This window comes from Chromohalobacter beijerinckii (genome assembly GCF_023061185.1).
GTDB lineage: Bacteria > Pseudomonadota > Gammaproteobacteria > Pseudomonadales > Halomonadaceae > Chromohalobacter > Chromohalobacter beijerinckii.
In genome coordinates this window covers 1-13209 of the sequence record NZ_JAKGAK010000018.1, presented here as the reverse complement: position 1 = coordinate 13209, position 13209 = coordinate 1, and the positions used below count along the sequence as shown (strand labels likewise).

The following is a 13209-nucleotide window of genomic DNA, read 5'->3' as shown; positions in this document are numbered from 1 at the left end:
TTACGACAATCCTTATGCCTGGCATAAAAAAACCGAGGCAATGCCTCGGTTTAAGTACTGCTGATGATCGTTCGTTCCCGCTCAGCACGGGTCCATCGGCAGGCACACTCGTTCACGCGTACCGCGCTGGGCCGCGCGCTCCGACTCTCTTGCTTCCTTTCCAGTGGCGGTGCGGCGTAGCACTTGGCCATCACCTTCGACTTGGCCGTTGATGATGCGTGCATATGCGATCTTATCCGTGACCCGGGTGATCTCGACGTCCGCCGTCCAGTTCTCGCGCGGGCCCAGACTTTCGCCGTGATAAGGATCGGTGTAACGCTTGCCGATGTCGAACACGCCGAAGCGCTGCCCGGCCTGGACGATGGCGCCGCCCTGGTTGAGCACGATCTCATCGCCTCTGCTTTCCACGACACGCAGCGGGTAGATCACGTTCAACGCGCGGAAGGTCAGCTCGCTCCCCAAGGCATCGAACACCTGCTGCGTGAAGTCCCCCGAACTCGACGCGATGCCCAGATCATCCAGCGAGACATTCAGCGTCTCGCTCCACATGACTTGGCCTGTCGCCGGCACGACGACCCGCGCTTCCAGCGTCGCAGCGCCGGTGGCTTCTTGAGAAGGTTCGCCGGAAACCGGGTTGGTCACCGTTTTCAGCGCCATGTCCATGCCCGTCAGGCGGCTCGTGACCAAATAGTCCGCGCCCAGGTTGCGTCCCAACATGGCTTTTTGCTCAAGCGGGACTTGCCCCGAGGCCACGAAACGCTGCTCGGCCGCGATGGCGTCGCGCATGTCACGATCCAGCACGGAGAAGCGCCGCGAGCCGACGAACGCCCGCACCAGAGACTGCGTCAGTCGCCGCGACGCATCTCCCGGCGCCAGGCGCTCACCGGTCAGACGCAACCGGTCCGCGTCGATCTCCACCGGGTAAACGGCCAAGCGCTGGCGATTGGACTGCGCCGCCGAGCCGGGCGCACGGTAGACCGGCACCTTCACACGAAGATGCGCCATTTGCCCGCCACCCATGGCCGGCGACACGCCCAGCACCTCATAGCCGCTGATCAGCCCCTGGCTTTCCACGCGGGTGCCGCTGTCGTAGCGCGACGACTGCTCGACGGTAGTCGAATGCCCCTGCTCGTCACGCACCGAGGTACGCTGCATGGAGCGACGAATCTCGCGGCTGGCGTCGACTTTAGCGCCGTGCACCTGACGCACGGCCTCGCCCAAGGCATTGAAAATCGCCTCGTCACGCGTGGCCCCCGTTGATTTCGCCTCAACCTGGCGTATCTCGACGCCGCCCCACGCCGGCGCGGCAAGCATCGCCCACGCCAGCGCGCCAGCGACGATCAGCAGCCACACGCGCCATGCGCTTCTCTGTGCGTGCGCCATTACCATTCCCCGAACGAGCCAGTGGAACGCGAACTCTCGGGCGTCGTCGTACTATCTTCCGAAGACGCGCCAGACGTGGACGCCGCGCCATCGCTACCCGGGTTGTTACGTGCTTCCATGCGCGCCTCGGCACTCGCCGCCGTGCCCGGCGACCAGTATTTGACGTAACCCAGATACGGATGCCCGGTCTGCGGATCGGGAGTGCTCCATTGGCCGATGGTCTGCACGCCTTTCAAGTTGGCCTGCGATTCCGAACGCATGACATTGCGCACCATGCGGCCGATGCCTTCTTGGGTCAGAATGCGCGACGTGCCATCGCCACGCGTTTCACGCACCTGCTCGCGTAGCTTGCGCTTGCTGCTTTCCTTCTGGCCCTGCACTGTCATCGTCGCGAACTGCGCCAGCCAGCCATCCGCCATCAGCTTGGCGCTCTGGCGTGCTGCCTCCATCTCGGCGTTGATCTCGTACTCTTGCATGGTGCCGCGCACCAGCGCTGGCGCACTCATGCCAAACGACATCAACCCAAAACGCCCCTCCTTGACCACCGGCTGAACGCCGAACAGCCCCAGCATCGGCGTGCCGGCATCCAGCATGGGGCGCAAATCCTCCATCACCGAAGCCACCGGCAACGCCTGGGCCGGCGCGCCGCCGCCGTTACGCAGCTGGCGACCCAACTCGCTGAAGCGGGGCGACTGCACCACGACGATACTCACCGAGCCGTTGTTCACCGGGCCATCGCCCCCGGTTTCTTCCACCAACCCGAACACGCCGACGCCCGAGAGCTGACCCATTGCCTGCCAGGTCGTGCTGGTCACGAACTCGTCATACAGCAGTTGCTTGCGCTCGGCGATATTGAGCTGAGGTAGCTGACTGGCATCGCCGCCCAGCTCCTCGATGACCTTGTTGAGTGCCTGTACCGAGCTCTCGGCCAGGCGACTCGCCACGGCCTCGCCCAAGGCATCCAGGCCGGTGGTATCTTTGACTTCCTCGGGCAGGCCATCTTTCATGAAGCGGTCCGCCATGGTCTTGCCGACGTTCACGGCATCCTGCGAGACCAGCTCCCCCATCGCCTTGAGGAAGGCTTCTTCGGTGGCGATCAAGCGCGCCTGGCTAAATTCGATGGTCGACGGATCCGCCGCGATGCTCTCCGTCGCCACGACTAGATTGCCACCACTCGGATTGCCTGCATGCGGCCCTTGCTGCCAGCCCCGCTGCTCGAGAAAACGCTGGATCAACTCGCCGCTGTTCGACACCTCTTTCACCGCCATGAACGGCGATGGCGACTCTTCCTGTGAAGCGGGGGCGGAGGAATCTGGGGCGGAAGAATCTGAGGTCGAGGGTGTCGTGTTGGACGCCGCATCAGAACCGGCATCGCCCGACTGCGCGAACGCGCTCATCGGCGCCAGCGCCAGGCAGGCCAAACCAATGGCGGCGACAAGCGGCTTGTACGACCCTTTATACGGTGACGTAGACGACAACATGCTCATGAGAAGGCTCCTTTTACCATGCCACCGAGGCATCGGAGCCCCGCTTGATGACTTGCGTTTCGTTTTCCCACAGCGCTAAGCCGCTACTCAGGTCGGTCAATGTCAGCTGCATGTAATACTCCACCTGCTGCTCATCCGCCACGCGGCGATTGCGCTGGAGAATCTTGCCGGAAAGACTCAGGTCCGGCGCTTGCAAGGTGCCCTTCTTTTCTACTCCGCGCTGGTCGAACTCCTCGGAATCCCGCAATGTGCGCGTGAGCTGGTTCATCTCATCCTCGGGCCCGTCGATGCCCACCGCCGTGGTCGTCACCACACGGCCGGAGCGCAGCAACTGCACGCGAATCTTCTTCACCAGTTGGTCGGTATCCAGACGCTGCATGGTGTCATTGACGATGCGGCTCACCACCAGCACATAACGCCCGCCCGGCAGGTTCAGATCACCCAGCGGCCCCGACGGTGTCTCGAGCGTCAACTCGCCCGAGGCAGGCCGCGCGAAACGCGCCACTTCCCAATGATCCGGTGTCGCCTGCCAGCTACGCAGGTCGGCTTGCGTGGTCATCGCCGTGAGCACCGCCGAGCCAAGCTGGCCAGCCACGCCCAGGCGTTCGGTCGCCTCGTTCTGCATCAGCGCCTTCACCACCGCCGAGGCTACCGAGCGCCCCAGAATGGCGGGAAAGCGTGACTGCATTTCGGTCTGTACGACCTTGCCCATCGAGGCGAACGTCTCGGGGGCGTAACGCTGCCCCTGGGCATCGACCAACGACAGCGCATCGCCCACCGCGTGGCGATCGGCATAGTCGGGCAAGGCGATGCCTGTATAGGCGGGTGCTTGGGTATTGCCATGAAAAAGCAGCAACGGCACATCGAGGCGCTTTTCCTCGGCGACCGGGCCCAGGCCATTTTCATAGACCACCCAGACCCGCTGCCCCATGCGCTCACGGCTTGTCTCGCCACTGCCAATCGCCTGCGCTAGTTCGGCATCCGCGGCGAGCGGCTCACTCTCAGGGGACATCGCCGCCACGCGCGAAAGCGAGGTCGCGGCGCGGTCGATGTCACCGCTTTCACCACTGGCGAGGAAGTACAAGCCATGCAGATAGGTGGCCGAGGGCACGATGAATTCAGGGTAAACACCCCACTGCGAGGGGGCCCCGTATTGCTGGGCGACGCTCTCATGCAGCGCGTCGCTATCGAGGCTTTGCTGAATGGCTTGCTGCTCGCGGTTAGCATCGGCTTCCGCTTGCTCCTTGAGCGCCGCCTTTTGCTCGGCGATCTCCTCAGCAAAAGCAGCCACCGCCCGCCGCGTGCGATCATCGGCACGGTTGAACTCAACCCGCGCACTGGCATCGTTACCTAGCTGCAAGAACGCCAGGCCTTTATAGGTATTCACCAGCACCGCCTCGGCAAGCATCGGCCGGTAATCTCGCTGGGCATCATTGACCAGCACCGCCAAGGCGTTCTCCGCCCCCTTCTCGGCCAAGTTGTCGGTGTCGTTGAGCTTCATGCCCGCTTCGGCCTGATCGTAGAGATCGATGGCCATTTGCGGCTCCCCCGCCAGGCGATAGGCCTCCGCCTGGTGCAGTAGCTCCAGTACCTGCTCTTCCTTGTCGGGCTCGCCGGGCATCAAGGAAGACGGCGCCATCGCCTCGATCGCTGCCTGATAATCCCCCGCCACATAAGACGTATTGAACGCCTCCATCTGATTGCGATGCTTGTACGAGGCGCACCCCTTGACGTCCTCCCCGCCCTAAAGGACGGGGATTCCAACTTCTTGAGGGCAACGTCCTGCCCCGAGACTGAGGATATTCCGGGCCGCGTTAACGTCCCGGTCGTGTAGCGCACCACACTCCACGCACATCCAGTCTCTTACTCGCAGCCCATTTACACCCTGTGGCCCACTGAGCGAGCCGCACGATGAACAGGTACGGGTGGTGTATGCCTCGCGAACCTCTCGAAAGACGATGCTTGCGTGATCGCACTTGTATTCCAACATCGTCTTCAGTTGGCCCCATCCGGCATCCAATACCGACTTGGCCATGCGGGTCTTCGCGAGCTTGGTGGGCGAGACATCGCCCACCACTATTTCGCCGTGCTGGTCGACCAGCCGGCGGGAGAACTTATGTAGCGCATCCTTGCGCCGATTCTTAATCTTGGCGTGGATCGCCTTCACACGCCGCTTGTTGCGTGCCCGTTGAGCCGTGGTCAGCTTGTCTTCAAGATCATGGTAGAAGCGGCCACTCTTTAGCCGCTTGCCATCACTACAGGTCGCCACGTCCTTCAGGCCCAAGTCGATTCCGACAGCCCCTTGGCCGACGGACGGCTGTACATCGACCTCGACCACTACATTGAAATACCAGCGACCGCGCGCGTCTTCGCTGAAGCTGCCGGAACGGAACGCATACTTCGACAGGCCGAAGCTGTCCCAAACCTTGAAGTAGCTGCCGTTGTGGAACACCTGACCGCTTTTCCACTTGGCTGCACCTGACTTGAAGGGTACCCAACCGAGCGAACGGCGCACGCCACGGGACTTCCTCCACGCCAAGCGGGACTTGCGAAACTGCTTGCGGCGGGTCGCGTACTCCCTGCCAACCTCCTGCACCGTATGGCTGTGAAGGCCAAGCTCCTTGGCGACTCCGTTGGTGTACTTTTGGATGTCGTACGCAGACAAGAAGACCCTTCGCTCTCGGATCGACCGCGAGCTTAGTTCGTTCACGTAGTTCCAGACGAAGTTCACGCTACGCGCCATGCGGTTAAGCTCGGCGGCGTGCTTATCCTTCACTCGAACCTTGAGGGTCTTGGTCTGTTTCATGACCTAGAATATACTTGGTCTATGGATAACCAACAACCCTACAGAACCGGCAGACACTGCGTTTTCATGCTCCACGCACACTTGGTCTTTGTTACCAAGTATAGGGGCAGGCTCTTTGGTGCCGAGCATCTTGAATCCCTTGAGGGGCTGTTCCGCCGCGTATGTACCGACTTCGAGGCGGAACTGGTGGAGTTCAACGGTGAAGATGATCACGTCCACCTGCTGGTGAATTACCCACCCAAGGTGGCGTTGTCTCGCTTAGTAAACAGCTTGAAAGGGGTATCTAGCCGAAGACTCAAGCTGATGCACCCTGAGCTAGTGAAACCGGCGTACCAGAAGAATGCCCTGTGGAGCCCGAGCTACTTCGCCGGGAGTGTTGGCGGTGCCCCGATCTCGGTGGTCCGCCAATATATCGAGCAGCAGAACTGCCCGCATTGAGGGCCGCTTTGCGGCCCGCGCTATCCTTCCCCGCACTAAAAGTACGGGGCATGCCGCGCATTCTGGTCATTTATTTCATCGCGACGCAAAGCCATGCGGCCTCGCATCGAGCGGCGGCGTAACGCACCGCCCCTATAAATGTCGGCAAAGGCTAATAAAACTTTACCTTTAGGGAGAGAAAAACGTCGGCGGTGACCTTGGGCAAGGCACATGCCCTGCCATGGTACGCTACGCCCAGAGGAGAAAGAGGATTGCCATGAACAACCAACACGATAGAAGCTACAAGCTCCTGTTCAGCGAGCCGAGAACCGTCCACGACCTTCTGACGGGCTTCGTCAAAGAGGAGTGGGTCGAACGCCTGGATTTCGACTCGCTGGAGAAAGTCAGCAGCACCTTCGTCACCGACGACCTCCGTGACCGCGAGGACGATGTGATCTGGCGCGTTCGCTTTGGCGACGAGTGGCTCTACGTCTATCTGCTGATCGAGTTCCAGAGCACCGTCGATCCGTTCATGTCGCTACGCATAATGACCTATGTCGGGTTGCTCTATCAGGACCTGGTCAAGCAGAACAAGCTGACCCGGCAAGGCAAACTACCGCCGGTGCTGCCCATCGTGCTCTATAATGGTGAAAGGCGCTGGAACGCGGCGCTCGACGTCGCCGAACTGGTCCAACCCGTACCCGGCGGCCTGGAACATTACCGGCCGACTCTCCCTTATCTGTTGCTGGACGAAGGGGCAATCGTTGCCAATGAGCAGTGGTCGGAAGAAACCCGGAATGTCGTCTCGGCCATCTTTCGGCTGGAACATCACAGGAGCCAGCAGGATGCCATCGACCTGATCGGATTGCTGGTACAATGGCTCCAGGCGCCGGAACAGACCCAGCTACGCCGGCACTTTGTCATCTGGATCCGGCGCGTGCTGCTACCCAGCTGGGTACCTGAAGACGAAGAGATCGAGTGGCAGGCGCTCGATGACTTAAGCGAGGTGCACAACATGCTAGCCGAACGTGCGAAGAAATGGCCCGAACAGTGGAAACAGCAAGGTCTTCAGCAAGGCCGTCAGGAAGGCCGCCAGGAAGGCCGACTGGAGACGGCTCGCAATCTGATTCGGGATACACAACTGACCGATGATGCCATTGCCAAGGCCGCGGATCTGGATATTGCCCAGGTTCGTGAACTGCGAGCCGAACTGAAGCATTGACCCGACCAGCGGCGCGTCGCTCTCCAAACATCGTGACACGGCGTTCTGAAGCGGAAAGCAGCCTTCGGGTTGCTTTCCGTGTTTTGAGGCATAGCCGTGTTGAGGTATAGCCGCGGTAGTTAGAAGATCACGCCTCCCAACGCCTTACCGCCACCATCGACATGAACTTGCCCTCCTCACTGAACGTCAATCGAAACACGCCGTGCGCGCCATCCGGCGTAACGATGCGGCGCAGTGCCGTGGCGGGAAAGCTCACCCGACGCCCATCCACGCTGGTGGCGATCACGGTTTGCATGGCGCCTTCGTAATGGTAGCGACACGTCTCAAGTGAAAGGTCGAGCATGATATCCAGCGAGGGCATGACGGGCGCAAGCTCCGGGTGAATGACCGGGTGAATGAAGAGGCGCTAAGTATACCCAGCCACGGCCCCTGAAAAAATTTGCAATTCACCCCTAAAGCAAATTCCCCCTGCGCCGATAAATGAGGTAACGGCCAACGGCGCCGTTGTGGCAAGCCCCGGAATTACCGACGGCAGGCCAATGGAGCCCAACAGAGAGGAAGGAACATCACATGTCAGTGATCAATACGAACATCACGGCCATGATCGGCCAGCAGAACCTGAGCCAGTCACAGAGCGCTCTCTCCACATCCATGGAGCGTCTGTCCTCGGGGTTGAAGATCAATAGCGCCGCTGACGATGCCGCCGGCCAGGCCATCGCCAACCGCATGAGCAGCCAGATCAACGGCCTCAGCCAGGCACAGAGCAACGCCAACGACGGCATCTCTGTCGCCCAGACCACCGAAGGCGCACTGAACCAGGTCAACGACAACCTGCAGCGTGTGCGTGAGCTGACGGTTCAGGCCGAAAACGGCACCAACAGCCAGGAAGATTTGAACTCCATCCAGGACGAGATCGACGCGCGCCTGGGCGAGATCGACCGTATCTCCGAAGAAACCAGCTTCAACGGCGTTGATGTTCTCGCCAAAAATCAGGAAATGGACATTCAGGTCGGTTCCGAGGATGGCCAGACTATCACCATGAACCTTAAGGAAGTCAACGCTGAGCAACTGGATCTCGGTGACTTCAATGTCAATGGTTATAGCGGCAGCCTCAGTAGCGCTGCAAGCGGCATCACCACCGCTCTTGGGGCAGAGTTGGCTTCAGGGAGTAGTACAGCAATCAGCTCTGCTACCTTTGACGGCCTGCCCTCCGGTTATTCCAGCGCCTCCCTCAGCGTTGATGAAAATGGTAGTTTCTTCATCGAAGGGACTGGTTCAACTGATGCCACTTACGCAGCCTCGGTCACAACCGAAACCAACGATGATGGCGAAATTACCAGCATGACAGTCACTGCTGAGAGCGAATTGCAGGGCAACGGGTCTAAGACAAGCAGCCCTCTAGGTGCACTCGATAGCGCAATCAGTGATGTTGATAGCCAGCGCTCCGAGCTGGGTGCCATGCAAAACCGCTTTGACTCGGCCATCACCAACCTGAGCACGACCGAGACCAACCTCTCTTCCGCACGCTCGCGCATTGAAGATGCCGACTATGCGGATGAAGTCTCCAACATGACGCGTAACCAGATTCTGCAGCAGGCCGGTACGTCTGTCTTGTCTCAGGCCAACCAGCTACCGCAGAACGCCCTGTCACTGCTGGGTTAATAGTTGGTTAGATGATGAGGGCTGCCTAATGGGCATCCCGTCCATCGAAAAGGCTCCCAAAAGGGGGCCTTTTTTTCGTAAGAGATTCTCTTGCGAGCCGATAGCCTAGAACACAAACCAGTATTGCAATTAGCATCCACAGTTAAAGCTAATATTATGGAGAAGCACATGCCCAATCCGAATGCAGGTGTTAACAACACCCAATTTGGGTGGAGGCTTGAAGGCAAGATCATTGCAATTGACAATGGCGGAAACTTACCTTGCTATAAGAATTTCATGCAGATCATGGAGTTTGGTGCTCTTGAGCTTATAGTACTAGACACGGCAAGCACGCTTCATGGAAAAAGTCAATTTTCGGATATTGATGGACTGCAGGTGTTTCCAAACACCACGCTCGGGGATGGCACTCCTAGCACTTTATTCGCATGCTTGGACTCGACGCTAAGCGGCACTCTTCCACCAGTTCTTAATAGCGACCTACCTGCCTCTCTTGCCCATAAAATCACAAAGCTCAGCGAACTACCCGTAAATACCATAGCGCTGGATAGTATCACTGGGGTGGAAAGCTTCGATTGGGTGTCATTGGATTGTTATAATGATATTGAAATAATTATCACTCATGGTAAGGAAAAACTAAAAAAAACCTTGTTGTGTAATATACAAATTCCTTTTACTTTTACACATGATGGGCAAACGAGCTGGACTCGCGCTAATGAGCTCATGGCTAGCTTTGGTTTACGCTTTCATTGCTTTTCTGGAACTCAAAAAGCAACACATATGGTCTCAGAGAAGCCCCTTGAAAAGGATCAAAGTACAAGAACGGTCACCTATGATGCTATTTTTGTACCTGATGCAGAAAGATCAAAGCACTTAACATCCAATGAAAGAGAAAAAATCGCTTTCCTTTTGGATACCGTCTTTGATATACATGACCTAACATATCAAGTATTAGAGGAAGGTTCTTCCGAAAGAGCAAAAAGCTATCTTTTATCGCGAGGATATATTAGCCAATTTGACGAAGAAGAAGGTGCTTTTGTCTTTACTTCTGAATACACACCACCACCTTGGGGGAGTGAGTTTAGCAAGGAACTAAGCATGCTACATGAGGGAGTTCAAAAAAATGTCTAAGAAAAAAGCATCTCAGCGGAAAGCTAACAAGGAAACAGGTGCGATTAATTCATACTTAAACCGAGCCCGCACCCTAAGCAAAGAAAATCAGCCTGAGACTGCCATTCAAGTCTACAAGCAAGCTATTGGTTTAAGCCCTAGCAACCCAACTCCTTACTTGGAAATTGGAAAGCTCCAAGTCAAAGGAAAACTATTAAAGGAAGGGATAGAAAACCTTGAAAAGGCAGTATATTTAAGCCCAAAAATGGCATCTGCTCTAGTTGAACTAGGGCAAGCTTACATGAAAAACAACGACCTTGAAAAGAGTTTATCAACACTCAAGGAAACGTTAGAAATAGCACCTAACAGCCCAGCGGTTCATGTCGCTTATGGAAGCATCAACCAAAGAATTGGAGAGCTACCTAAAGCTGTAGATTCATACAAAGAAGCCTTGCGGCTGAGGCTAAATTACCCCACAAAAAAGAAAGAGCATAGACTAAGAACAGACTTTGGAAAACAAAGCACGGAAGAGCTACTCTGGGACACCTTGTCTCTTCTAGCAAAATCTGGTGTTCATGCCTTTGCTTCGTATGGGACCCTGCTAGGCTTAGTACGTGATGGAGAGCTGCTGCCTTTCGATAAGGACTTGGACTTTGGTCTACCTCAATCCGAAATGGAAAATGCTTGTCAGTGCTTGGAACGCAATGGCTGGGTGCCGCTTGAGATAAACAACCTTATTAATCCAAGGGCTTTCTTCCATCCTGTAAAAAAAGTATCGCTAGATCTCTCGGGATTCGTCGTCGACCCCAAAACTGGTGATACTTTCACAGGCTTCTGGATGAGCAACATTCCTTACGAATGGAGTCGTAACACAAAATACATTGACATAGAACTATACAAAGATGAGTCACCAACAGGCCAACCCATATGGTCTTTGGTTAACCCGGAAGCTTGGTTAGAAGTCATTTATGGAGACTGGAAAACGCCAGATCCTTACTTCGATACCGTCATCGCAGCAAAAAACCTATGCGGTTTTTCATTGCTCACCCAGTGCTATGCTTATTCACGCGTTTTTTCTCACTGGGAAAAAGGTAACTTGAGGAAAGCTCTGGCCACGACCGAGCATTCTCAGCAGCATTTGCCGAACGATGAATTGCTCAACCAGGTCACGACTCATCTTAATGCCGCCTTACATGACAAATGAGTTTGACATCGAGTTATCAGGGGAAAGACATGATCGGAATAATCCTTGCTGCTGGTATTGGTTCGCGCTTACGGCCAATGACAAATGAAAAACCCAAATGCTTAGTAAAAAGCGCTGGTAAGCCGTTACTTGAGTATCAGCTAGATGCCTACCAGGAAGCTGGTATCAAGGAAATACTAATAATAATTGGTTACGAGGGGAAAGCCATAAAGGAGTATTGCAAGCATATAAAAGGCCTAACCATCAACTTCATAGAAAATTCCCACTATGAAGAAACAAACAATATGTACTCTTTATATTTGGCCAAAAAATATGCGGCTGGAAAAAGTTTTATTTTAAATAACGCCGACCTCTGCATTGATAAATGCATTGTAAGCAAGCTAGCTAATTTCAATAGCGCAAACGCCATTGCCATAGATTCCTCGCTGTATAACGAGGAGTCTATGAAAGTCAGCTTGTCGGCATGTGGCCAAATAAATGATATTTCTAAAGCCATAGGCCAAGAAAAATCCCATGGGTGCTCCATTGATTTTTATAAGTTTTCTGCCGAAGCCAGCAGTGTATTTTTTAAAAAAATAAGCCATATCATCGAAGAGCAAAAAAATCTTAAGGACTGGACTGAAGTCGCATTACAGTCGCTTCTCAACCAGAGTGCGTTGGAATTCCACCCTATTGATATCGCCGGCGATAGATGGGTCGAAATTGACAATTACAACGACTTGGCTCTAGCAGATAGACTTTTTTCAAATTTCGACGACAAAATCAAAGATATTAAAAATGTCTATTTCGACTTGGATGGCACAATTTATGTTGGCAGCAACCCTATATCGGGCGCGTCCGAAGCGATTCTAGCGCTAAAGGAAAAAGGCAAAAAAATATACTATCTATCCAACAACTCATCCAAAAACAAATCTGACTATGTTGATCGCTTAAAAGAACTGGGGGTAGACGCTTCCGAACAGGAAATCATCCTGTCAACTGACGGAGTTATTGAATTCCTAAAAAAAAACAAAGTAACTAAGATTTACGTCCTAGGGACGGAAAGCTTAGTCAATACTTTCAGAGAGCATGATTTCAACGTGGACACAGATAGCCCAGAATATGTAATAGTAGGTTATGACACTGAATTAACCTATGCAAAATTGGTCCAGGCATGCAAATACATCAATTCTGACGTCGACTATTTAGCTACACACTGTGATGCTTTTTGCCCTTCCGAGCATGGACCGATTCCTGATATCGGTTCCTTGGTTGACATGATTAAAACCACTACAAAAAAATGTCCTGTAAAGACTTTTGGAAAACCAAGCCCGGACATGATTAACTCTATAGAGGCTTCTAATAGTCTTATTGTAGGAGACAGGCTGCATACTGACATGTTGTTGGCCAGAAATATAGGATGTCGTGGCCTGTTAGTGCTAACTGGTGAAACATCTAGAGAATCACTAGATTCCTCTCCAATATTCCCTGATTTTGTTTTGAAAACAATAGCTGACATTTACCAGCATTGATTTATGCGTTGCCGTACCTTGACGCCGAAGGCTGAATAATCCGGCTCACGGTGCCAGATTGTAATGACCCCCTGGTTTCTGCACATCCTACGCCGGTAATGCGGGATGTGCTCGGGGCCACATTGTAATGACCCCCTGGTTTCTGCACACCCTACGCCGTTAATGCGGGGTGTGCTCGGGGTGCCACGTAGTCCAGAGACTGATGTGGCCGCTCTTCGTTGTAGTACCGGATCCAGCGATTGATCACGACCCTGGCTTGGCCCAGCGATTCGAAACGGTGAAGCCAGATGCACTCCTCCTTCAAGGAGCGGAAGAAGCGCTCCACGAGCCCGTTCTGTTCCGGTGTATATGGCGTCGTGAACTCCTGCGTGAGGCCACAGGCCTTTACCGTGCCCGTGTAGTGGCGGCTG

At 55.0% G+C, this 13209-nt stretch carries 12 protein-coding genes; 6 read left to right on the top strand and 6 right to left on the bottom strand.

The genetic code is table 11. The features are described 5' to 3' along the window. Positions 1-81 precede the first annotated feature (81 nt). Genes L1075_RS12695 through L1075_RS12680 form a run of 4 tightly spaced genes read right to left on the bottom strand, consistent with a single transcriptional unit; the run spans position 82 to position 5676 of the window. Positions 82-1383, bottom strand: a complete 1302-nt coding sequence (locus L1075_RS12695; protein ID WP_246942169.1) for a CsgG/HfaB family protein — start codon at positions 1381-1383, stop codon at positions 82-84. After that, entirely contained in the window at positions 1383-2870 is a 1488-nt protein-coding gene (locus L1075_RS12690) for a DUF6844 domain-containing protein (RefSeq protein WP_246942168.1), read from the bottom strand. Before L1075_RS12690 ends, L1075_RS12695 begins: the two co-directional genes overlap by 1 nt. Positions 2871-2883: 13 nt before the next feature. Beyond that, positions 2884-4566 carry a hypothetical protein gene (locus L1075_RS12685; protein ID WP_246942166.1) on the bottom strand — a complete coding sequence of 561 codons (1683 nt, stop codon included), beginning with the start codon at positions 4564-4566 and terminating at the stop codon, positions 2884-2886. A gap of 48 nt (positions 4567-4614) precedes the next feature. Further along, positions 4615-5676, bottom strand: a complete 1062-nt coding sequence (locus L1075_RS12680) for an RNA-guided endonuclease InsQ/TnpB family protein (protein ID WP_040241365.1) — start codon at positions 5674-5676, stop codon at positions 4615-4617. Positions 5677-5697: 21 nt separating this feature from the next. On the opposite strand from L1075_RS12680, the gene tnpA reads away from it, so the two are divergent. Further along, positions 5698-6114 carry an IS200/IS605 family transposase gene (gene tnpA / locus L1075_RS12675; RefSeq protein WP_040241367.1) on the top strand — a complete coding sequence of 139 codons (417 nt, stop codon included), beginning with the start codon at positions 5698-5700 and terminating at the stop codon, positions 6112-6114. A 256-nt stretch (positions 6115-6370) separates the two neighbouring features. Beyond that, the gene (locus tag L1075_RS12670; protein WP_246942164.1) at positions 6371-7315 is read left to right on the top strand and encodes an Rpn family recombination-promoting nuclease/putative transposase; all 945 of its coding nucleotides are present in this window, start codon (positions 6371-6373) and stop codon (positions 7313-7315) included. Between the two features lie 127 nt (positions 7316-7442). Here the strand turns inward: L1075_RS12670 and L1075_RS12665 are convergent, their stop codons facing one another. Then, positions 7443-7676: a DUF2835 family protein gene (locus L1075_RS12665; RefSeq protein ID WP_040241370.1), complete on the bottom strand. Its 234-nt coding sequence runs from the start codon at positions 7674-7676 to the stop codon at positions 7443-7445. Positions 7677-7885: 209 nt separating this feature from the next. On the opposite strand from L1075_RS12665, the gene L1075_RS12660 reads away from it, so the two are divergent. The 4 genes from L1075_RS12660 to L1075_RS12645 all read left to right on the top strand — a co-directional run bounded on the left by L1075_RS12660 (position 7886) and on the right by L1075_RS12645 (position 12799). After that, positions 7886-8977 carry a FliC/FljB family flagellin gene (locus L1075_RS12660; RefSeq protein WP_246942162.1) on the top strand — a complete coding sequence of 364 codons (1092 nt, stop codon included), beginning with the start codon at positions 7886-7888 and terminating at the stop codon, positions 8975-8977. Positions 8978-9145: 168 nt separating this feature from the next. After that, positions 9146-10105 carry a hypothetical protein gene (locus L1075_RS12655; protein WP_246942160.1) on the top strand — a complete coding sequence of 320 codons (960 nt, stop codon included), beginning with the start codon at positions 9146-9148 and terminating at the stop codon, positions 10103-10105. After that, a complete protein-coding gene (locus tag L1075_RS12650) occupies positions 10098-11288 on the top strand; it encodes a tetratricopeptide repeat protein (protein WP_246942158.1) in 1191 nt (396 codons plus the stop codon). The genes L1075_RS12655 and L1075_RS12650 overlap by 8 nt, the downstream gene beginning before the upstream one ends. A 29-nt stretch (positions 11289-11317) precedes the next feature. Then, a complete protein-coding gene (locus tag L1075_RS12645; protein WP_246942156.1) occupies positions 11318-12799 on the top strand; it encodes an HAD-IIA family hydrolase in 1482 nt (493 codons plus the stop codon). 151 nt (positions 12800-12950) lie between these two features. Here the strand turns inward: L1075_RS12645 and L1075_RS12640 are convergent. Next, positions 12951-13209, bottom strand: a 259-nt coding sequence (locus tag L1075_RS12640; protein ID WP_246942154.1) for an integrase core domain-containing protein, incomplete at its 5' end; no start/stop codon positions are given.

Coding starts and splice junctions, on each gene's coding strand:
- tnpA (WP_040241367.1), top strand. CDS start 5,698: ATGGATAACCAACAACCCTACAGAACCGGCAGACACTGCGTTTTCATG.
- L1075_RS12685 (WP_246942166.1), bottom strand. CDS start 4,566: ATGGAGGCGTTCAATACGTCTTATGTGGCGGGGGATTATCAGGCAGCG.
- L1075_RS12665 (WP_040241370.1), bottom strand. CDS start 7,676: ATGCCCTCGCTGGATATCATGCTCGACCTTTCACTTGAGACGTGTCGC.
- L1075_RS12650 (WP_246942158.1), top strand. CDS start 10,098: ATGTCTAAGAAAAAAGCATCTCAGCGGAAAGCTAACAAGGAAACAGGT.
- L1075_RS12670 (WP_246942164.1), top strand. CDS start 6,371: ATGAACAACCAACACGATAGAAGCTACAAGCTCCTGTTCAGCGAGCCG.
- L1075_RS12690 (WP_246942168.1), bottom strand. CDS start 2,870: ATGAGCATGTTGTCGTCTACGTCACCGTATAAAGGGTCGTACAAGCCG.
- L1075_RS12680 (WP_040241365.1), bottom strand. CDS start 5,676: ATGAAACAGACCAAGACCCTCAAGGTTCGAGTGAAGGATAAGCACGCC.
- L1075_RS12695 (WP_246942169.1), bottom strand. CDS start 1,383: ATGGCGCACGCACAGAGAAGCGCATGGCGCGTGTGGCTGCTGATCGTC.
- L1075_RS12660 (WP_246942162.1), top strand. CDS start 7,886: ATGTCAGTGATCAATACGAACATCACGGCCATGATCGGCCAGCAGAAC.
- L1075_RS12645 (WP_246942156.1), top strand. CDS start 11,318: ATGATCGGAATAATCCTTGCTGCTGGTATTGGTTCGCGCTTACGGCCA.
- L1075_RS12655 (WP_246942160.1), top strand. CDS start 9,146: ATGCCCAATCCGAATGCAGGTGTTAACAACACCCAATTTGGGTGGAGG.